The organism is Cognatundibacterium rugosum (assembly GCF_014284365.1).
Classification (GTDB): Bacteria; Pseudomonadota; Gammaproteobacteria; order Burkholderiales; family Burkholderiaceae_D; genus Undibacterium; species Undibacterium rugosum.
The window spans coordinates 235,029-254,764 of sequence record NZ_JACOGG010000001.1 but is presented as its reverse complement, the minus strand read 5'-3'; the positions used below and the strand labels follow the sequence as shown (position 1 = coordinate 254,764).

15 protein-coding genes are annotated in these 19,736 nt (G+C 53.2%); 7 read left to right on the top strand and 8 right to left on the bottom strand.

Translation table 11 applies throughout. The annotated features are described in order from the left end of the window. Positions 1-9: 9 nt before the first annotated feature. Positions 10-2,052 (top strand): UvrD-helicase domain-containing protein, encoded by a 2,043-nt coding sequence (locus tag H8K47_RS01045; protein ID WP_186879567.1) that lies wholly within the window; start codon positions 10-12, stop codon positions 2,050-2,052. A gap of 41 nt (positions 2,053-2,093) precedes the next feature. Further along, complete coding sequence (locus H8K47_RS01040) at positions 2,094-3,017, top strand: TraB/GumN family protein (RefSeq protein WP_186879566.1); 924 nt, start codon at positions 2,094-2,096, stop codon at positions 3,015-3,017. 231 nt (positions 3,018-3,248) lie between these two features. Here H8K47_RS01040 and H8K47_RS01035 read toward each other — a convergent pair whose 3' ends face one another. Both H8K47_RS01035 and sodC read right to left on the bottom strand, forming a co-directional pair. Continuing rightward, positions 3,249-3,608 (bottom strand): hypothetical protein, encoded by a 360-nt coding sequence (locus H8K47_RS01035; RefSeq protein WP_329604114.1) that lies wholly within the window; start codon positions 3,606-3,608, stop codon positions 3,249-3,251. A gap of 180 nt (positions 3,609-3,788) precedes the next feature. Further along, positions 3,789-4,307, bottom strand: a complete 519-nt coding sequence (sodC, locus tag H8K47_RS01030; RefSeq protein ID WP_186879564.1) for a superoxide dismutase family protein — start codon at positions 4,305-4,307, stop codon at positions 3,789-3,791. A gap of 357 nt (positions 4,308-4,664) precedes the next feature. Between sodC and H8K47_RS01025 the strand changes: the two genes are divergently transcribed. Beyond that, complete coding sequence (locus H8K47_RS01025; RefSeq protein ID WP_186879563.1) at positions 4,665-5,063, top strand: hypothetical protein; 399 nt, start codon at positions 4,665-4,667, stop codon at positions 5,061-5,063. Between the two features lie 27 nt (positions 5,064-5,090). Here the strand turns inward: H8K47_RS01025 and H8K47_RS01020 are convergent, their stop codons facing one another. After that, positions 5,091-5,894 carry a substrate-binding periplasmic protein gene (locus H8K47_RS01020; RefSeq protein ID WP_186879562.1) on the bottom strand — a complete coding sequence of 268 codons (804 nt, stop codon included), beginning with the start codon at positions 5,892-5,894 and terminating at the stop codon, positions 5,091-5,093. A gap of 202 nt (positions 5,895-6,096) precedes the next feature. Next, positions 6,097-7,401: a GIN domain-containing protein gene (locus H8K47_RS01015; protein ID WP_186879561.1), complete on the bottom strand. Its 1,305-nt coding sequence runs from the start codon at positions 7,399-7,401 to the stop codon at positions 6,097-6,099. 117 nt (positions 7,402-7,518) lie between these two features. Here H8K47_RS01015 and H8K47_RS01010 point away from each other — a divergent pair, with 117 nt between their 5' ends. After that, a complete protein-coding gene (locus H8K47_RS01010) occupies positions 7,519-8,154 on the top strand; it encodes a YcbK family protein (RefSeq protein WP_186879560.1) in 636 nt (211 codons plus the stop codon). 133 nt (positions 8,155-8,287) lie between these two features. Beyond that, a complete protein-coding gene (locus H8K47_RS01005; protein WP_186879559.1) occupies positions 8,288-9,052 on the top strand; it encodes a substrate-binding periplasmic protein in 765 nt (254 codons plus the stop codon). Between the two features lie 63 nt (positions 9,053-9,115). On the opposite strand, the gene H8K47_RS01000 is transcribed toward H8K47_RS01005, so the two are convergent. The 3 genes from H8K47_RS01000 to H8K47_RS00990 all read right to left on the bottom strand — a co-directional run bounded on the left by H8K47_RS01000 (position 9,116) and on the right by H8K47_RS00990 (position 15,665). Continuing rightward, on the bottom strand, positions 9,116-11,818 hold the full coding sequence (locus H8K47_RS01000) for a M16 family metallopeptidase (RefSeq protein WP_186879558.1): 2,703 nt from the start codon (positions 11,816-11,818) through the stop codon (positions 9,116-9,118). A 162-nt stretch (positions 11,819-11,980) separates the two neighbouring features. After that, positions 11,981-14,743, bottom strand: coding sequence for a M16 family metallopeptidase (locus H8K47_RS00995; protein ID WP_186879557.1), 2,763 nt, complete (start codon positions 14,741-14,743; stop codon positions 11,981-11,983). 97 nt (positions 14,744-14,840) lie between these two features. Beyond that, positions 14,841-15,665: a D-hexose-6-phosphate mutarotase gene (locus H8K47_RS00990; protein ID WP_186879556.1), complete on the bottom strand. Its 825-nt coding sequence runs from the start codon at positions 15,663-15,665 to the stop codon at positions 14,841-14,843. A 359-nt stretch (positions 15,666-16,024) separates the two neighbouring features. Between H8K47_RS00990 and H8K47_RS00985 the strand changes: the two genes are divergently transcribed. Continuing rightward, the gene (locus H8K47_RS00985; protein WP_230410129.1) at positions 16,025-16,390 is read left to right on the top strand and encodes a SirB2 family protein; all 366 of its coding nucleotides are present in this window, start codon (positions 16,025-16,027) and stop codon (positions 16,388-16,390) included. A gap of 16 nt (positions 16,391-16,406) precedes the next feature. Continuing rightward, entirely contained in the window at positions 16,407-17,930 is a 1,524-nt protein-coding gene (locus tag H8K47_RS00980) for an amidase (RefSeq protein ID WP_186879555.1), read from the top strand. 79 nt (positions 17,931-18,009) lie between these two features. Here H8K47_RS00980 and H8K47_RS00975 read toward each other — a convergent pair whose 3' ends face one another. Beyond that, positions 18,010-19,617 (bottom strand): GMC family oxidoreductase, encoded by a 1,608-nt coding sequence (locus tag H8K47_RS00975; protein ID WP_186879554.1) that lies wholly within the window; start codon positions 19,615-19,617, stop codon positions 18,010-18,012. Positions 19,618-19,736: the final 119 nt, after the last annotated feature.

Here is a 19,736-nt window from a genome sequence, read left to right as displayed (position 1 = left end):
GAGCGAGTTATGTCACACGGATTAAATGCCCCCCAGCGCAATGCAGTCAACTACATGGACGGCCCATGTCTGGTGCTGGCCGGAGCCGGCTCCGGCAAGACCCGCGTGATTACCCAAAAAATCGTGAACCTGATCGAATTGCATGGTTACGATCCTAAACACATCGCTGCGCTGACCTTTACCAACAAGGCAGCGCTGGAAATGCAGGAAAGGATAGGCAAACTACTGGCAGAGCCACGCCAGGCGCGGCAATTGACGGTGTCCACTTTTCACTCGCTGGGCGTCAAAATTTTACGGCAGGAAGCGCAGGCGCTGGGTTTGAAAGACCGCTTTTCCATCATGGACAGCGATGATTGCTTTTCACTGGTACAGGATTTGGCGATCACCACGGACAAGCAATTGATACGCCGCATACAGACTGCCATGTCGCTCTGGAAAAATGCGCTGATCACGCCTGAGCTGGCGCTGCAGCAGGCCAAAGACGACGATGAAGCAACGGCGGCGCGGATTTACGCGAGTTATGTCGCCACCCTGTCGGCCTATCAGGCAGTGGATTTCGATGACCTGATACGCTTACCGGTCGAGCTGTTCCGCCACAATGAAGCGGTACGCGATAAATGGCAGCGCCGCCTGCGCTATTTGCTGGTGGACGAATACCAGGATACCAATACCTGCCAGTACGAACTGGTCAAGCTGCTGGTGACTGGCATAGGCAAGAAGCCCATGTTTACTGCGGTGGGCGACGATGATCAGGCGATCTACGCCTGGCGCGGCGCCACCATAGAAAACCTGAAAACCCTGCAAGTTGATTTTCCGAATCTGGAAATCATCAAGCTGGAACAAAACTACCGCTCCACCACCCGCATCCTGCAGGCAGCCAATGCGGTGATCGGCAATAATCCCAAGCTGTTTGAAAAATCCCTATGGTCAGAACATGGCTTAGGTGATCCCATCAAAGTGCTGGGCATGGCCGATGATGAACAAGAGGCTGAGCAGGTTGCGATTATGTTATCGGCACACCGTTTCGAGCGACGTGCCAAATTTTCGGATTACGCGATTCTGTATCGCGGTAACCATCAGGCACGTGTAATCGAACAGGCTTTACGACGCGAACGTATTCCTTACACCATCTCCGGTGGTCAGAGTTTTTTTGACCGCGCTGAAATCAAGGACATCATCGCTTATCTGCGTCTGATCGCCAATGAAGACGATGATCCGGCCTTCATCCGTGCTATTACGACACCCAAACGTGGCGTTGGTCAGGCCACGCTGGAAGTGCTGGGTGCGTTTGCCGGACAATGGCAGTGCTCCTTATTTTCTGCCGTGTTCAAAGGTGGCATAGAAGCGAAACTGACTGATCGCCAGCTGCGCCCTCTGCGTGAATTCTGTACCTTTATTAATCAGGTCGAGGCCCATGCCCATCGTGAGGGCCATGCGGAGCAATTGCTGGACGACCTGATGAAAGAAATTAATTACGAAGCCTATCTGTACGACAGCTTTGATGATCGTGCTGCGCAAAACAAATGGCAGAACGTGCTCGACTTTACCCAGTGGCTGAAAACCAAGGGCAGTGGCGGCAAAGACGGCACCGACGATCACCGCAGCCTGCTCGATTTGACTCAGATGGTCGCGCTCATGAGTATGATGGAAGGCAAAGACGAAGAGCCGGACGCGGTGCGCATGTCCACCCTGCATGCCTCCAAGGGATTGGAATATCCGCATGTATTTCTGGTCGGCGTGGAAGAAGGCATACTGCCGCATAAAGGCGACAGCGACGCCCCGATAGAAACCCTGGCCGCGCGCATAGAAGAAGAGCGCAGGCTGATGTATGTTGGCATCACACGCGCCCAGCGCAGTCTGCATGTGACCTGGTGCAAAAAGCGCAAACGCGCCGGTGCACCGGTACATTGTGACCCGTCGCGCTTTATCAAAGAAATGAAATTGGATGAGGGCGATGCCCCACCCAAAGAAAACGAGATACTCACGCCCAAAGAAAGACTGGCGAATCTCAAAGCCCTGCTCAGTCAGCCCAAAGATACCAATCCGTTGTAAGCCGCAGGATATGAACCATACTTCATCAGGCAGGTAACACCATGATATCAACTCTCCCATTGTTGCGTCGCATATCACAAGGTTTGGCTGCGGTCTGTGGCAGCCTGCTGATCGCTGGCAGCGTGCTGGCCGAAGGTGCCAGCCGCACACCGGAAAGCCCGGCCAAGGGCGTGTTATGGGAAGTCGTTCAAGGTGGGAAAACCGCCTATCTGTTTGGCTCGGTACATCTGGCTAAAAAAAGCTTTTATCCTTTTCCTGAAGCGGTACAGCAAGCCTATCAGCAAGCCGATACGCTGGCTGTGGAGGTCGACAGCAGCGATGCCCAGGCCAATCTGAAAGCCATGCCTTTGCTGATGTACAGCGGTGGCGACAAACTGGAAAACCATCTGCAAAAATCGACCTGGGAAGACTTGCGTAAAACCGTAGGTGCTGCCTCCGCGCAGTTCCAGCCATTGAAGCCCGCCATCGTTGCGACCGGCCTGATGATGGGCGTGTTTTCTCAACTCGGCTATGACCCGCGTCTGGGCGTGGATTTGCATTTCATCGAGCGTGCCAAAAAAGATAAGAAAACCGTGGTCGAACTGGAGAGCATGGAATTTCAGGCCCAGGTACTCGGTGGACTCAGCGATGAAGAAGGCGATGCCATGCTGGCACAAACCCTGAGCGCGATGAAAAACGGTGAAGCCCTGCGCGATACCCAGTTCATGATCGACGCGTGGAAACGTGGTGATGCCGAGACCCTGGCCACTATCATGGAAGACATCGCGAATAAAGACGAAGGCTCGCGCAAAACCATGAAGTCCTTGCTCGACGACAGAAACCTGCCCATGGTTGAAAAAATCCTGAGCATGATGGACAGTGGAAAACGCCTGTTCATCGTCGTTGGCGCCGGCCACCTGTCCGGCAAAAACAGCCTGACCGATTTACTGCGTCAACGTGGGGTGCAGGTGAGGCAGATTAAGTAGGCAGATGGTACTTTTGAAGGGGGCTTACGTTTGTAAACATTATTCTCAGCATGAATATTCCACGATCAGAGAGAAAGTCCGAGATGTTCATAGGAGAGTGTGACGTTCAAACTTGGTCAGGTGCTGAACGTTGCCACGGCAAAGAGCCGTATGCACGCTGAAGCGCATCATCACCGGGGCTTAATTAAAAGCGACTATGCCGTTTCCGTATTCGGTGCTGGGTGTAAGAATTCAAACAATTTTGCAGTGGATGAGCTCATCCTCATCAAATCCATACACAGCACAGAGTCGGTGATAGCCATCAGCGATGATGACTTTGGCATTCGCTTCATCTCTGACTAATAGCAACGGTGACAGGCTGTTGCCTTTTCTGATTTTTTTCCTGTCTTTTTCTACATGCGAATTACTGACACCGAGCAAAGATAATTGGGAGGCTCTGAAAATATCTTTAGCCTTGAATTGGACGATGGCAGCATCTCTTAGTTTTGCAACCAGCTCCCTGGCCTTGTTTTCAGCGTAGATAATGCTGAGGTAGGATTCTGCAGCCGGGTAGTCATGTTCTTCCACTTCACTGAGCCACAGGATTTGCACAGTATTCTGGGATTCTTGCATCAAAGTTCTCCGTCATAGCCGGTGGTCAGTGCGCTTGAATCAGCTCTACTCCGCGCTGTTCAGTGCATCACATCCATCGTAGGATGAATTGGATTAGGAATGCAGGCTGGCGCCATTCGTGGCTGTGGCCTGCATGCCACGCTGGATCGTCGGGTTGGCTTACTTCACGACGCCGCAAGCGACGCGTGCACCGCCACCGCCCAACGGTGCAGGATGATCAGAATGGTTGTCACCACCGGCATGTACCATCACGGAGCGTCCGGCCAGATCGGCGAGTTTCAGGCGCGGTGCCAGCACAGGCTGTGTTGCATTGCCTGTGGCATCGACGAATAGCGGTGGCAGATCGCCTAAATGCCCGTCGCCCCAAGGTTCGCCATGCTTATTGCTGCCTGCCGGGTCCAGGTGGCCGCCGGCGCCCAGCGCAGGAATCAGTTTGCCGTCTTTTTCTTTGGTATCGCAGCTGGCGTTTTGATGGATATGAAAACCATGCAGACCTGGAGTCAGGCCACGCAATGTGGGTGTCAACACCAGCCCGTATTTGGTATCGACGGCAGAGATACTGCCTATGGCGGTGCCTACGCCTTTTTCATCGACGATATTCAGGCTGATCTCTGTACGCGCGTTGGCGTTCGCAGCGGCGATTGACAATAGGGCGATCAGCGAAAGTTGTAATTTCATGTTGACTCTCCAGTGAGGTAACTACAAAAATTCTGGGTAAGCCGTAAGTCATGAACACTATTCTGAGCGTCATGAAATCTGGCGGCAGCTTGCATGATAGTGAAATATACGAAACCGCGCAGTGTATACCTTACAACAAAGAGAAAACAGGCTGATCCAGCTGTGTGCTGGTGCCATGCGCTGAAATTTCTCCGGGTGAGGGTTATGTGATGATTTTTCAGGCCGGATAGCAATGAAGGCTTGCCCCGTTGATACCGCCATCCATTACAATCTGCGTCCCGGCCTGACATCGGTGTCTGCCGGATATGGAAAGTCCCTCAACGACCGTGTGTCGGTCTTAATTGCAAAGTAGATGGAATGAAAACGGAAGTAAAGCGCTATCCTGACCTGCCCTGGGTCGTGCTGGAAGATATCCATGAGGCGGAAGCCTGGCTGGATTTGTATAACCGTGAGCTGCAGCAGCTGATACCGCCACAACAGCAGTCGCAGGGGCAGGGTGTGTGTCTGACTTTATTGCATGGCGGCGAGCTGTATCTGCACACCAATGGCGATGGCGATATCTTGCTCGACATGCTGCCGGAAGCAGCCTGGGTAGCACCGGTACTGAGCGCGATTACTGGTGTGCAGCCGCCACGTGGCCAGGTCTGGCTGATCGCAGCAGACCATTTGTTGCCGCTGGTGCTGGGTTTGAATAGTCTGATTGCAAGCACCCGTCTGGTGTTACAACATGATTTTGGTCTTCGCCGTCAGTTCTGAGCTGGCCTGACTAAGGCTGAACCTGCCTCACTGGCTGAACATTTTCTGGAATGCGTCGCTTTGTTTGAGTTTGATCAGGGCAGCATCCAGCTTTTGTAGTTTGTCCTGATTGATGTCATGGCGGATCGCAAAATGGATGTCGACGTTGGAGATGGGTTTGGACTGTACGCAGAACAGTTTCTCGGATTGGCTGGCCTGACCCTGAATTTCTGAAAAATAGTAGTGATTCAGGCTGGTTTCCAGTGCAGCGGGATGTAGATAACTGTAGTGAAAAAAACCATCCATGCGACCTTGCAGTAATTTCGTCATGCGGCCTGACAAACGGCTGGTGTCCTGTTCGACCTGAAACAGCTTACCCATTTGTTGGTCGACCGTTTCACCATAGCTGGTTCCGCGTACGACACCGATGCGCTTATTTGCTAAATCCTGCAGTTTTTCATAACGAAAATGGTTTTGACAGCGAGTGATCAGGTGTACCCGTTCGGTATAGACCACTTGGGAAAAGTCCAGTTTGCTGCGTCTTTCGGCCGTGGGAGAAATGCCAAATATCATGCCCTCGCCCTGATATGCCTTTTCGAGCGCGCGTTTCCAGGGATAGCGCTGGACGAGCAGCTGTACCTGCATTTCCTTACTCAGACTGCGGAACAGCTGGATATGTTGCTCGGACAAAGGAATTACTTTGCCATACGCATCGGTTTCTTCACTGACCAGTAAAGTCAGAAAGTCAGCAGGGTTACCGGCCCGGCTGATCTGGGTTGTCAGAGCCAGGCAGCAAGCCAGGCTACTGTAGGTGAGGCGGCGCAATGCCGGGACATTTCTGAAAATAGACATTGTCAACAGTAGGCAAGAATTTGACTGTCCACACTGGGCCGGCGACCAGTGGGGATAAAAGTCATCATTTGCATCTTAGCTGACTTTTTTCTGTGGATTCAGATTTCTTAGTCTACTTTTGACAGTATGTTGCATATAACCGATGCCAGCTTGCTGACTGAGCCTGAGCGTCTGGCGGCGCCCTCATGGTTGGGTACTTTGCTCAGTCAAGCACACCAGTCCGGTCTATCTTAACTTGCCGCGAGCCGCCGGCTTTTTTCACATTGACCACGGCTTGACTGGGACCAGTCACTTGCACGCGCGCGGTCTCCAGCAGCAAACCCTCTGCATCCAGGTCACCAGAGCCACTGATCTGGGCACGCAGGGATTTTGCCTTGCCTTGCATATTGACCTTGCCTGAACCTCGCATGGTCAGATCGATCTGGGCGTTAGAAGAAAAATCTGCTTCCAGATCGCCGGAGCCGCTGAGCTCGGCCTGCAATTGTTGCTGCACACCGCCTACACGGATATTCGCCGGGCCTTGATTAATCAGATAGAGACTGCTTGTTTTCAGTTGGTCGATATCCACGTCACCTGAACCTTTAAGTGTCATTTTCAATTCATCGGTCTCGCCGCGCAGACGCAACTCGCCTGAACCGTGTAACTGCAAATCAGCAATTTTGCTGCTCACACCAGAGATTTCGACATCGCCGGAACCAGAGTGTTCCAGTTGCAGACCATTGACCGGGCCGCGTAACTCAACATTTCCTGAGCCCGAATGACTGAGTTTGACTGCTACGCTTTGTAAGTCACTGACGTGCAGATCGCCGCTGCTGGTATGGCGCGCATTGAGTTCACCCGCGACGGTTGCCAGGCTGACCGAGCCCGAGCCATTCAAATCGAGTTCGGTGGCACCGGCGCGCAGCATGTCCAGCTGCAGTTCGCCGCTGCCGGCTGACATGACTTTCAAGTTGCCGGTTTTTCCGGACACCTTCACGTCGCCCGAGCCATGGTGTTCCAGTGTGAATTGCTCGTTATTGAGAGCACGCACTTCGATGTCGCCCGAACCCGATTGCAACAGGCTCAACAATACGGGAGTACTGACCGATACCGTTCCAGGCCTGTTAGTCCAGCTCATACGATATGACTTGCTCTTGGTGCGGATAACCAGGCGTTTGTTTTCCACGACCGCGATAATCTCAGGTACCAGTTTTTCATCGCCTGTGATCTCTACCGGGCTTTTCTGGCCTTGGGTGATCACGACATCAAAAAAACTCTCGTTTTGCACGCTGTCGAAATCAGCGACTTCTACGCGTTGCGTGGTGGTTTTTCCGTTGGCTTTGATGTCAACGCCATTCACTTTGACTTCGCAGGCGCTTAGCGCCAGAACGAACAGACTGCTCAGGGTCAGGGTTTTCAACATGATAGGTAGGGAATAAATATAAATTGGATATTGAGAAACAATCAATGAAGCCTCAGTGTAATCGGCTTCACCCAATTTTCGCAGTGGCTTTGCGATAGATTGCATAAATCGCAGCGTCAAGCGCGAAAAGTACCACTTGGTTTCAATCGTATAGTCACGCGGTATCCTGAAATTAAGCCATAATGTGTATACTGTGCTCACATTTTCTTACCCTGATTTTCTATGCCGACCAGACGCCAACTGCTCAAACAAAGCCTGATCCTGACAGCTGCCGGCCTGACCGTGAACCGTGTCTTTGCTGCAGATCCTCCCATTGAGAAAAGTTCTTCGCTGGAACCGCCACCGGAATTATTCGATGCCCAGACTCTGGATCTGGATTTCTGGGTCAAACCCCGCACGATAGACTTTATCCGTCCGGCGTCGGGTGAACGCAGTCGTTTGCTGTATTGGAAAGATGGTGAAATGCTGGACGCGGCGTATCAGGAGCTGTGCCATATCCTGCGCGATGTCCATGGTAAGAAAACCGCGCCTATCGATCCTAAGTTGTTGGAAACGCTGTGGGCGACTCAAGCCTACGTAGCCAGATTTGGCCTGACCCGGCCGCTGGAAATCCTGTCCGGCTACCGCACCCCGGAATCGAATAAGCATCTGATAGAGCAAGGCGTTCCGGCCGCGCGCAAATCCCTGCATATGGATGGTAAAGCCGCTGATATCCGGATTGGCAACCTGCATGAAGAGGTATTGGGCGGTTTGGTCAAAAGTTTTCGCCAGGGGGGGGTCGGGTTTTATTACCGGGCCAGCGCCAATGGTGGCTGGATACATGCAGATACTGGTTTACAGCGCACCTGGAAAGGCTGATGCACCCTGCGGATTTTGTTGCTGCTATCCATCACAATGTGAACATTGTTAATATTTTCCTTGCCGCACTTGTTTCTCTTTTGAAATTTAGTAAGCTTTGCACAATCCGGCTGAATAATGGAAAGGTGGATACGTGCGCAAACCCTGTCTGTGTCTGATCGCTACATGGGCCATGTCTGTCATGACGATGGTTCAGGCACAAGCACAGACGCAGGTACAGTCCACTGGCAATGGCACCGGCCAGCTCACGCTGGTCACAGAGGATTACCCGCCCTTTAACATGCAGCAGCATGGTAGCGCAGACATTTCAGGAATTGCAACAGATAAAGTGCGGCAACTGATGCAACGTGCCGGAGAAAAATACAGCTTACGTTTATTGCCCTGGTCACGTGCTTATCAGATGGGGCAGCGTGATCCTGATACCTGCGTGTTCTCTACTACCCGTACCGCTGAGCGCGAAGCCCTGTTCAAATGGATAGGGCCGCTGGTCAAAAACAACTGGGTGATTTTTGCGCGTGCAGATGACACCCGTCATCCGAAAACACTGGAAGAACTGCGTACCTATACGCTGGGAGGATACCGCAATGACGCGGTGGCTGAATATCTGGCCAGCCGTTCTTACAAAGTCGATCTGGCCAGCTATGACACCGATAATCCACGTAAATTGCTGTACCGCCGGTTTGACTTTTGGGCGACCGGTGAATTGCTGGGTTTATCCATCCTGAAACAACAGGGCTTGCAGCAGCAAATCGTGCCTTTATTCCAGTTCAACCAGACTGAGATGTACCTGGCCTGTCATCCCGGCATGGCGCAGGAGAAGGTGGATCATTTCAATCAGATACTGAAAGACATGGAGCGCGATGGCAGCAATGCGGCGATAGAAAAAAAATATAAATAAGGCGCAGCCCTGTGCTGCCCCGCCTGAGTGCAAAGGCAGAACAGCAATCGGTGAATCAGTCACTTATTTCCTGGCAGTAGTGTTGGCCGCTTTTGCTGCATCGGCTGTGGTGACTACGCTCCAACTTTCAGCTTGCATATATTTTTTTGCCGCCTGGTTTAACTGATGCAAAGTCAGGGTTTGTATCGACGCTTCTAATTGCTGAAATAGACGCAAGTCCTTACCTTCGTGTAGCGCCGTATTCCACATATCCGCCAGTTGTTGATTGTTTTGCCGGTGTTGTGCATCTGCGCGAGCGATGTTTAGCTTGGCCTTCGTCAGCTCTGCTTCCAGAAAGCCTTTTTGCTGGATATTCTGCAGTACTTCCGTCACCGCCTGGCGCAGTTTTACTACATTTTCCGGTGAGCTGCTGGCGACGATATCCCAACGTGCATACGGATCAGACTGATCGGCGGAAAATCTTGACTGTACGCTATAACTCCAGCCCTCCTGCTGACGCAGCCTTTGCATCAGGCGCGATTCCAGCCCAGCGTCACCCAACAGGTAATTAATGATCACCAACGCCGGGAAATCCGGATGCGCCCGGCCGACAGACAAATAGCGCCGGCCATAAAAATACGCGTTGCTTTCGCCCGGCGTATCGATGTTGGCTGACAATGCAGGGCGCTCCGGTGCCTGTTGATGAATTTCCGCATAAGGAGACTGACTATCCCAGCCAGTTAATTCCGGGGTCAGGCTGGCCAGCACATCCTGCGTATCAAAGTCACCAACGACCACCAGATGACCGCTGCTGGCACCATAAAAATTCTTATGGAATTCAAAAAAATCTGCCATTTTAATAGCATTCATTTCTGAGATACTTTGCTGGCTGGTTTCCAGTCTGCGCGGATCACTGGTCGGGTAGGTATTGAAATGCATGGCATAACGGTCTTCGATTTGACGCAATGGCGTTTTTCTTTCCAGATCCAGTGAGACGCGATGTCTGGAAACGATGTCCATGGCCTGACCGAAGCTGGGTTGCTTCAGGTTGAGCATCATCAGACTCAGTGCTTCGCGCACATTGTTTTTGGTGGTTGAAAAATGCCTGACGCTGCCCTCCATACGCAGTCGCGCACGTTCTGCTTCCAGACTTTCTTTCCCGTATTTGCCCGCACCGTTGAGCAGCGCCTGATCGGTAAAATACTCCAGCCATTTTTTTTCATGCAAAGATTGCAGATTGCCCCAGTGCAGACGAAAATCGACGGTCACCACCTGGCCGCGGCTGGGTTTGGGCAGCAGCACGACGTCGATATTTCCTATTTTTAAACGCTGCGATTGGACCATCAGATTGTCGTAAGAAGCATCGAAGCCACTGATAGGTGCATATTCATCCACATGCCGGAATTGCTGAAGGATGTCATTCACGTCCGGCGCGGCAGGTATCTCTACTGGCTGGTTTTGTTCCGCATACAGCAGGCCGGAAATGCGGTTATTTTTTTGCAGATATTTTTTGGCAGCGGTCTGTACCTGTTCGGCTGTCAGCGCAGCGATTCTGGCTTTCTCGACAAAAAACATGCGCCAGTCTCCCAGCGCAATATATTCGGACAGATGTATTGCCAGTGCTTCCGGGTCGTCCAGTGTATGGGTATAGCTGGCGGCAAATTGCGCTTTAAAAAAACGCAGATCCTGTTCGCTCATCAGGCGTTTCGGAAACTGATCTATGGCTTTTTGCATTAGTCTGCTTTGCTCTTCGATCTGCTTGGCCCATTGCTGGCGGGTCAAAAAGTAAATCAGACCGCTATCGCGCATACCAGGACTCAGGCTGTACATACTATGCGATAAGCGATGCACCGATTGATCAGCGTCGCGCTGTTCACGCTCAGACGACAGTACGGTTGCAGCAAATTTAATGGCTGCGAAATCCGGATGCAGGGCGGAGGGAACATGGTAGGCCTCGACCGCAGCACTAAAATTCGCAGGCTTGCGTACAACGACGCTACGCTCGCCTAAAGCGCCTGGCTCTACCGTAGCGATCAGTGGCAGCGACTGCGATGGCTTTGGTACGCTGCCGAAGTATTTTTGAATACTGTCCAATACCCGCCCGGGCTGGAACTGCCCTGCGACCAGCAAGACCGCATTGTCCGGACGATAGTAACGGTGGTAAAACTGCTCGAGCTCACTGGCCTGGGCGGCATCCAGATCACTGCGTTCACCGATTGCGATATGGCCATAGCCATGCCAGTCAAACGCCACAGACTTTACCTGATGCATCAGACTGGTATATGGATTCCCTCCCCGTAATTCCAGTTCATTTTTGACTATTGTGACTTCGCGCCGGAGTTCATCTGCGCTAAAGCGCACATTACGCATACGGTCAGCTTCCATCGCGAGCATCCAGTCCAGGCCGTTATCCGAGGCTGGAATGATCTCGAAAAAATTGGTGCGGTCATCGTTGGTGGTGCCATTCCAGCGGCCACCGCGCCGGCCGATTTCTTCCGCGATGTTCGGGAATTGCTGGCTGCTTTTGTACAGCATATGTTCCAGCAGATGCGCATACCCGGACTGTCCCGCGTTCTCGTGTCGGGAGCCGACCAGATAAGTCATATTGATTGTGACGGTATTTTTACTGGTATCTGGCATCAGCAATACCCGTAAGCCATTCGCCAGGCGGTATTCGGAAATACCTTCTGCACTGGAAATCAGCGGCGGGTTGCTGGCAGCCTGCGCTGGTGTGGCCGATGCAGCCAGTGTGTAACAGGTGAACAGTGCGATCAGGAGTGTGCGCATAAATAGTTTAAGGGCTAAGGTAAAACACGCGAAAAGTAAAACCGCTGCGGCTGTTATCCGCGCGCAGCTTGATACGGACAATAAAAAAGTCAGGCACCGCTTGTAGCTGGTACCTGACCGTTGTGCATGCCTAAGTCAAACCTGACAGGCGAATTGACGGCATTACTTACCTGCAGCGGCAGCAGCCTGCGCAGTTTTTGCCTTTACCTCGTCACCCGCGATAAAAGTGCTCATCTGGGCTGGTTTGATGTAGGTGCGGAAGGCAGCATTCACCTGTTCCAGCGTCAGATTTTTGATTTTGTCATCCATCGCCTGTGACCATGCCCAGTTGCGTTTGAGTTCAAGATGATTGGTCCATCCGGATGCTAAGGCGCCATCGGTCGTCCGGCCTTGTGCACGTTGCTGCAACATACCCGACTTCGCTTTTGCCAGTTCTTCCGCGGTAAACCCATCTTTCAGGGCCCGCTGGAGCTCTTCCTGTATCGCGATTTCCAGCTTTTCCAGATTTTGCGGCGCTGCTGTGGCAGAGATCGCAAAACTGCCCACCGGGTCGATTTCACCGACGGATAAGCTGGAGCCACCACCATAGGACAGGCCATCTTTTTGACGGATGCGTTCCATGATACGGGAATTCATACCGGCACCACCGAAGATGTAGTTGGCCACGCGCAGGGCAGGATAATCAGCATCATCTTCGCGCATGGAAATCGTCATGGCGCTGGAGTAAACCCCATTTTCTTTATCCGGTGTATGGAAGGTTTTACGAATCGCAGGCGGATCGTTGCGCTTGCTGACCATGCGGGTGTACGGGGCTTTGCTGGTCCAGCCATCAAAGGCTTTGGCAATTGCTGCTTTGGCCGCCGCTACATCCATATCACCGACTATGGCGATCTCGCCTTTAGAGGCACCGTAATAATCTGCATGATAGGCTTTGATCTCGTCCAGCTTGACTGCACGGATGTCAGCCAGGCTTTCATCCAGCGTTTTGGCAGCACGGAAGTCGCCTTTCGGATACCCGTTGAAATACAGGCCTAATTCGCGGTTGACGATAGAGCCAGGTTCATTGCGTGATGCTTCCAGGCCGACGATGGCGCGTTCACGTAACTGGGTGAATTCGCTTTCCGGGAAATTCGCTTCACGTAGTACATGCGACACCAGTTCCAGTGCGGCGGGCAGATGTTCTTTCGTGGTTTGGAAGGAGAACAAGCCACCGCTCATTTTCAGCTTAGACATTTCGTCGGCCAGTTGAGCACGACTGTATTTGCTGGTACCGGTCATCAGCAGGTTGCCAGCCAGGCTGGATACCGTACTTTTACCAAACAGGCTCTTTTCATCACCCCAATGCAAATTCAGCGAGACATTGACCGTTTCACCACGGTTTTTCTTAGGCAGTAAAGCGACTTGCAGATTGGCGATCTGCGTAATTTCTGTACGCTTATCGATATTCGCCGGCGCCGGATCGAAGGCTTCACCACTCAGCACGGAGGCCTTGGGTTTGAAGTCTTTCATGACCTCCGCCATGCTGGGCGCTGCCGTGATCTCTGCGCGTTGTGGCGTGTCTTCCGGAATGAACATGCCGACGGTACGGTTGTCGCGAACCAGATAGCGTTTAGCGACTGCATTGACCTGTTCCGGTGTGATGGCGTCAACTTCATCGCGGTCTTTGAATAAGTAGCGCCAGTCGCCCATCGCGATGTATTCCGACATGCTGATACCGATGGACTCGTGATTGTTCAGCATCTTCTCGAAAAAATTATGCGTATCACGTTTGATGCGGTCAATTTCTTCCTTGGTGGGTGGTGTTTTCTTGAAGTCTTCTATGGCAGCTAACAAGGCATCACGCGCCGCATCCACTGATTCGCCTTTTTTCACCACTGCACCGATGATGGACAAACCAGGATCAACCTGCCCGACTGCACTGGAAAATACCTGCACTACTTTGCCGGTTTCTACCAATTGTTTATGCAAACGGCCATGTGGCGCACTGGTCAGCACGCTGCCGGCGAAACTCAGCGCATCGCGGTCGGGATGCAGGCCGGACGGGACTTTGTAGCCTATCATGACAAACTGCACATCGCCTTTGCGGCGTACGACCACATTGCGTTCACCATCCTGAGTTGGCTCTACGGTCCACAACTGTGGCAGGCTACGTTTAGGTTTAGGAATTTTGCTAAAGGCAGCATCGACCCATTGCAAGACTTTTGCGGTGTCGAACTTACCCGCGACTAGCAAGACGGCGTTATCTGGCTGGTAGTACTGACGATAAAAAGCCTGCAGGTTTTCAATTTTGACGTTTTCGATATCGCTGCGGTTGCCGATGGTGGAGTTGCCATAGTTATGCCAGTCATAAGCCACGCTTTGCATGCGTTTCATCAGCACGCTGCCCGGAGAATTTTCGCCACGCTCATATTCATTGCGCACGACTGTCATTTCAGTATCGAGGTCTTTTTTCGCAATGAAGGAATTGACCATGCGGTCGGCTTCCATGTCCAGTGCCCATTTCAGATTGTCGTCATTGGCCTGGAATAATTCGTAGTAATTGGTACGGTCAAGTGAGGTGGTGCCATTCATGCGCATGCCACGTTTATTGAATTCTTCGGGAATTTTTGGATTGCCTGGCGTGCCTTTGAATAACAGATGCTCGAGCAAATGCGCCATACCGGTTTCACCATAGTTTTCATGGCGTGAGCCAACCAGGTAAGTCATATTGACGGTGACGGTAGGTTTGCTCGCATCCGGCATCAGCAACACGCGCAGGCCATTCGGTAAGCGGTATTCGGTGATGCCTTCTACGCTGGTAACCTGACTGACGCCCTTAGGCAGACTGTCAGCCAGCAATAAAGGCGCAGTGAACAGCAAAGCGCCACCGAGTACCAGCGAACGCAATACAGGTTTGAGTGACAAAGTGATTGAGGCATTGGGCATAATTTGTTCCATCGTATCAGCATAAAGTCAGCAATGGATGGCACTGCTGACCGGGTGTATGTTCCGCTGTGCAGTCAGCACAGCGGAAACGGTTTCATCAGGGAAGTAATACGCATTGCAAGTGCTGGCTGCCGCTCCACTGTGCACCGGGTGCGAGGTGTATAGGGTGGCTGATTGCCGCTGCTTCGACGCATAGCATTTTTTGTTCACCCCCGAATTCAAAGTCTGGCAGTCTGACCGCGGCATCGGGTCCCGGGTTCCACACTACGGCATCGCTAAATCCCGGCTGCCGGATTTCCAGCCGCTGATGCGCTTGTTCCAAGGTCAGTAAATCCGGCACATTACGGTAAATGCGATCAGTCTCTCCATGGATTTGCAGGTATGCCGCGTGCTCTGCGCAATGATCCTGAGCCAGCAAGCTGTCGCGATAGAGGCAATCCTGCAATCCATGCAGGCGTGTCTGGCTGACATCGTTGACCGCCAGATAGGTATGTAGCGCGGAGGTAAATTGAAAGGCCGTGTCACCCGTATTTTGTACAGTCAGCGTCACCTGCAATTGCCGGGCCAGCACCTGCACCCGCAGAGTGGCTTGAAACACATAAGGCCATATCGTCAGGCGGGCGATATTTTCTTTCAGGTGGAACTCCACCACTGCGGTACCGTCATTTTGCAGAAACGGTGTATCCGCCTGCCACAACGTGGTGCGCGCAAAGCCATGTTTGGGCAGGCTGCCCAGACCGGCAAATTGGGGAAAGATGACAGGAATGCCACCGCGGATCGCCACGCCTTCTTTGAATTCCGTTTTTTGACTCAGGAATAGCTGCTCGCTGCCTTGTGCCGGTATCCAGGAACAGACATGGGCACCGAGTGGACTGATTTTTGCCGTTGCACCATCGGCTGAGCGGAGATGAATGAATTCCATACGTGAAGATTTCAGCAAAAAGAATTAATGATAACTTAACACTCTATAAGGATTGACGCAAAATTGTCCTGGCAAGGCGAAACAGCACCTTTGGTGCATTAGGAAACATCGCTGGTAAGCGGTGTCCGTTACGCCAGCAGGCAACATGTTGCCTGCAAGCCTGGTGTCACCATGGTGACGCAGGTCGTACGCAGTGTACGAGGTGCGCAACGTGGAGCCATCACGCCGCTGGGGCGGTTTTGCGTCAATCCTATCTATGTCAGCTTTACCACATCCTGCATGAGAGCTAAGGGCGAACGCAACAATTTCGGGTAGTATCGCCTGCATGTCACGGCATTTGGAGCGAAGGATTGAACATCTTGTGGTTAAAACATCTGCATATCAGTCTGGCCATGCTGAGCGGTGCGCTGTTTGGTATGCGTGCTTACTGGCGCTGGATCCGTCCGGAACGCTTGCAACAGCGCTGGGTCAGAATGACACCGCATCTGGTGGACAGTGTGCTGCTCATGAGTGCGGTTGGTCTGGTGCTGCGGACACAACAATATCCTTTGGTTCAAGACTGGTTGACGCTGAAACTGGCGGTACTGCTGCTGTATATCGTGGCTGGCAGCTTTGCTTTAAAGCGCGCAACAACCCCGCTGCTACGCGCGCTGGCCTTGCTGGTGGCGGTATTCGCATTCTGTAGTATTGCAGGCATCGCACTGCATCATTCCTCAACCTGGTAAAGAAAGAGTTGAAACGATGAAACTTTCCCGACTAAGCCTGATATTGGCCGCTTTGCTGACAAGCCATAGCAGTTTTGCTGAGATACCGGCCACCCTGGAGCAACAACAAAGCGCACTGCGCAGCGGCAAGCTGAGCGCGACCGAACTTCTGCAGTATTACGAGCAACAGATTGCAGCGCGCAATCCGGCGACCGGCGCGGTGCAAGCGCTGGATCCGCAGGCGAAACAAGTCGCGGCACGCATCGATCAGCAAAAAAAATATAAAGGTGCGTTGACTGGTCTGCCTCTGCTATTGAAAGATAATATCGATGCACAAGGCATGATCACGACGGCTGGTTCACTCGCACTGGCTGAAAATCTGGTGCAAAAAGATGCACCGCTGGTCGCCAGATTACGTGCTGCCGGTGCGGTGATCGTCGGTAAAACGAATCTGAGTGAATGGGCGAATCTGCGCTCGTCTAAATCCACCAGCGGCTGGAGCAGTGCCGGGGCACAGGTGCGTAACCCGTATGATCTGAGCCGCAGTCCCTGCGGTTCCAGCTCGGGATCAGGCGCAGCCGTGGCGGCGCGCATGATCCCGGCTGCGATCGGTACCGAGACCGATGGCTCCATCGTCTGCCCCGCCTCTGTGAATGGTCTGGTCGGGTTGAAGCCTACCGTCGGGCTGGTCAGCCGCACCGGTATTGTGCCTATCAGTCACACCCAGGATACGGCAGGGCCGATGACACTGACAGTCAAAGACGCAGCGCTATTGTTGAATGTAATGGCGGGTAGTGATCCGGCTGATCCGGCTACCTTGGAAGCCGATAAACGGCGCCGTAAGGATTATGCTAAAGGCCTGAGCCGCAATGGTCTGCAGGGGCGCAGGCTGGGCCTGGTCCGGCAACTGGCGGAAGGCTACGATGCCGAGACCAAAGCCTTATTTCAACGTTCTCTTGCTATCTTGAAAGCCGCAGGCGCGACCGTGGTGGAGGTGGATTTGCCGGGACTGGAGGAACTTGATAAAGACGAGCTCACCGTATTGCTGTATGACTTTAAAGCCGATCTGAATCAGTATCTGGCAGCGACTCCGGCGACGGTGAAGTACAGGCAGATGGCAGATGTCATTGCGTTCAATCAGGCGCAGGCCGAGCGGGTGATGCCTTATTTTGGTCAGGACTTGATGGAACAGGCTCAGACGACCAGTGGTTTGCAAGACCCGGTCTATCTGGCAGCGGCGGCGCGTATCCGGCAAAAGGCGGGTATACAGGGTATCGATGACACCATGAGGCGGCATGGTCTGGATGCGCTGATCGCGCCGACGACAGGCACCGCCTGGCCTATCGATTACAAAGCAGGTGATGTGATTGAGGGTAGCGCCAGTACACCGGCAGCAGTAGCAGGTTATCCGCATCTGACGGTACCGATGGGGCTGGTACGTGGCTTACCGGTCGGGCTCTCCTTTTTTGGGCATGCCTGGGGCGAAGCCAGATTGCTGCAGTTAGGCTATGCGTTTGAAAAAGCGCGCCCTGCCTTGCCTGCGCCGCAGTTAGTACGCTGAGATCAACTCAGCCCGACAAGCAGCACCGGACGCAAGCTGCGGCGTCCGGTGAGCTGTCAGGCAGTTCTGCTGCTTAGAATCAGGTCTGGTTTTTCAGTCCATCGCGTATCATCGCAGCGGCTTTCTCACCTATCATCATCGCTGGTGCATTGGTATTGCCACCGATCAGAGTCGGCATGATGGATGCGTCCACCACCCGCAAGCCTTGCAGGCCAATGACTTGCAATTGCGGATTCACTACCGCCATCGCATCGACCCCCATCTTACAGGTACCGACCGGGTGATACACGGTATCGGCGGTCTGACGTATCACGGCGCGGATTTCATCATCGCTGTGCACTCCGGCAGTCTGGAAGTCGCTGTCACGCAGGCTGGCCAAAGCAGGTGCATCCATAATGCGCCTGGTCAGGCGAAAGCCTTTAACCATGCTGTCCATGTCCTCAGGATGCTCCAGAAAGCGTGGATTGATCAGCGGCGCCGCCAGCGGATCCGGGCTCGCCAGTCTGACATCACCGATACTCTTAGGTCTGAGCAGGCACACATGGCAGGAATAGCCATGTCCCAGATGCAGCTTACGCGCATGGTCGTCCAGCATTGCAACGACAAAATGCAGCTGGATGTCCGGCATGCCGAGTGCAGGATCGGTTTTCAGGAAGGCACCACCCTCGGCGCCATTGGAGGATAGCAAGCCGCGCCGCTCCCGCTGATAGCGTAACAATTCCTTGCCCATGCGCAGCGTGCCAGCCGCAGAAATGCCGAGCAGATCCAGGCTTTTGGCACGGTATTTGAATACAAAATCCGGGTGGTCCTGCAAATTCTGACCTACGCCGGGCAAGTGCTGAAGCACGGGGATGCCCATTGTCTGTAACTGCGCTGCATCGCCTACACCGGACAGCATCAGTAATTGCGGGGTTTGGAAAGCGCCAGCGGCCAGCAGGATTTCGCGTCTGGCACGCAAGGTTTTGCGGACGCCACCCTGCAGATATTCGACAGCACAGGCACGCTTACCTTCGAACAGGATACGCGTCACCTGACAGCCGGTTTCTACCTGCAAATTAGCCCGATTACCTTGATGTGGACGCAAATAGGCACGCGCCGCAGTCCAGCGCTCACCGTCCCCTTGCGTGACCTGGTAAATACCGACTCCTTCCTGCTCACTGCCATTGAAATCCGGGTTCAGGCGGAAACCAGCCTGCTGTGCAGCTTGCAGGAAATGCTGTTGGAAAGGATTATCGCTACGTAATTCGCTGACCCGTAGTGGACCGGATTGCCCATGTAGCGGCAGGCCATGGGTTTCATTGCATTCTGAATGCATGAAATACGGCAGCACATCCTGAAACGACCAGCCGGTATTCCCGAGTGAGGCCCAATGATCGTAATCCTGTTGGTGACCACGGATATAGACCATGGCATTGAGTCCGGATGAACCGCCCAGCATTTTGCCGCGTGGCTGATAACCGCGTCTGCCATTCAGACCAGGTTGCGGTACGGTTTCAAAGGCCCAGTTATTGAGCCGGGTCGGCACCATCGCTACCACGCCGGCCGGGGTATTCACTACCCAGCTGTCTCCGGCGCCGCCCGCTTCCAGCACGGTCACGCGTAACTGCGGGTCTTCACTCAGCCGTCCGGCGACGGCGCAGCCGCCCGATCCGCCGCCGACTACGATGTAATCAGTTTCAGTTTGCATACGGTCTCCTGTCGTTTTTTTGTTTTTTCGCAGCCCGGCGTTGCCGAAAGCAGGCAAGCGGTGTACGTTGTACGGATAGTAGAACGCACGTTCGTTTCCGGTAAGGACAAATCCTGCCA

Excerpts from the sequence above, each read along its gene's own strand:
- H8K47_RS01045 (WP_186879567.1), top strand. The coding sequence starts at position 10 with ATGTCACACGGATTAAATGCCCCCCAGCGCAATGCAGTCAACTACATG.
- H8K47_RS01040 (WP_186879566.1), top strand. The coding sequence starts at position 2,094 with ATGATATCAACTCTCCCATTGTTGCGTCGCATATCACAAGGTTTGGCT.
- sodC (WP_186879564.1), bottom strand. The coding sequence starts at position 4,307 with ATGAAATTACAACTTTCGCTGATCGCCCTATTGTCAATCGCCGCTGCG.
- H8K47_RS01025 (WP_186879563.1), top strand. The coding sequence starts at position 4,665 with ATGAAAACGGAAGTAAAGCGCTATCCTGACCTGCCCTGGGTCGTGCTG.
- H8K47_RS01020 (WP_186879562.1), bottom strand. The coding sequence starts at position 5,894 with ATGTCTATTTTCAGAAATGTCCCGGCATTGCGCCGCCTCACCTACAGT.
- H8K47_RS01015 (WP_186879561.1), bottom strand. The coding sequence starts at position 7,401 with ATGCAATCTATCGCAAAGCCACTGCGAAAATTGGGTGAAGCCGATTAC.
- H8K47_RS01010 (WP_186879560.1), top strand. The coding sequence starts at position 7,519 with ATGCCGACCAGACGCCAACTGCTCAAACAAAGCCTGATCCTGACAGCT.
- H8K47_RS01000 (WP_186879558.1), bottom strand. The coding sequence starts at position 11,818 with ATGCGCACACTCCTGATCGCACTGTTCACCTGTTACACACTGGCTGCA.
- H8K47_RS00995 (WP_186879557.1), bottom strand. The coding sequence starts at position 14,743 with ATGCCCAATGCCTCAATCACTTTGTCACTCAAACCTGTATTGCGTTCG.
- H8K47_RS00990 (WP_186879556.1), bottom strand. The coding sequence starts at position 15,665 with ATGGAATTCATTCATCTCCGCTCAGCCGATGGTGCAACGGCAAAAATC.
- H8K47_RS00980 (WP_186879555.1), top strand. The coding sequence starts at position 16,407 with ATGAAACTTTCCCGACTAAGCCTGATATTGGCCGCTTTGCTGACAAGC.
- H8K47_RS00975 (WP_186879554.1), bottom strand. The coding sequence starts at position 19,617 with ATGCAAACTGAAACTGATTACATCGTAGTCGGCGGCGGATCGGGCGGC.